At 55.8% G+C, this 973-nt stretch carries 1 protein-coding gene; it reads left to right on the forward strand.

Annotation, left to right across the window (positions count from 1 at the left end; genetic code table 11):
• A partial coding sequence (locus BM736_RS24725) for a tandem-95 repeat protein (protein ID WP_143562485.1) occupies nucleotides 1–973 on the forward strand: 973 nt, incomplete at both ends.

The following is a 973-nucleotide window of genomic DNA, read 5'->3' on the forward strand; positions in this document are numbered from 1 at the left end:
GGCACCGAATTAGTGTTCGGCCAAGATGGCTGGAGTCAGACCCTCACCGTCACCAATGGCACCGTGCGCATCAAAGCCGACGGTAGCTTTGAGTACACCCATGATGGCAGTGATCCAACCCAGACAAACCCAAGCTTCACCTACACCTTAAGCGATGGCACTGACAGCGATGACGCTACCGTCACCATCAGTGTCGGCGCCGTCAATGATGAGCCGATCGCGGAAGATGATAGCTTCAGTGTTGATGAAGGCGCGATGGTCAGCGGCAATGTCATCACCCATGATGACGGCGATGGCAAGGTCGATACGGATGGCGGCGACGGCGCGATATTGAACGTCACCCACATCAACGGCACCGAATTAGTGTTCGGCCAAGATGGCTGGAGTCAGACCCTCACCGTCACCAATGGCACCGTGCGCATCAAAGCCGACGGTAGCTTTGAGTACACCCATGATGGCAGTGATCCAACCCAGACAAACCCAAGCTTCACCTACACCTTAAGCGATGGCACTGACAGCGATGACGCTACCGTCACCATCAGTGTCAGCGCCGTCAATGATGAGCCGATCGCGGAAGATGATAGCTTCAATGTTGATGAAGGCGCGATGGTCAGCGGCAATGTCATCACCCATGATGACGGCGATGGCAAGGTCGATACGGATGGCGGCGACGGCGCGATATTAAACGTCACCCACATCGACGGCACCGAATTAGTGTTCGGCCAAGATGGCTGGAGTCAGACCCTCACCGTCACCAATGGCACCGTGCGCATCAAAGCCGACGGTAGCTTTGAGTACACCCATGATGGCAGTGATCCAACCCAGACAAACCCAAGCTTCACCTACACCTTAAGCGATGGCACTGACAGCGATGACGCTACCGTCACCATCAGTGTCGGCGCCGTCAATGATGAGCCGATCGCGGAAGATGATAGCTTCAGTGTTGATGAAGGCGCGATGGTCAGCGGCAATG

The sequence above is a fragment of the Shewanella sp. UCD-KL12 genome, assembly GCF_001957125.1.
Lineage (GTDB): Bacteria > Pseudomonadota > Gammaproteobacteria > Enterobacterales > Shewanellaceae > Shewanella.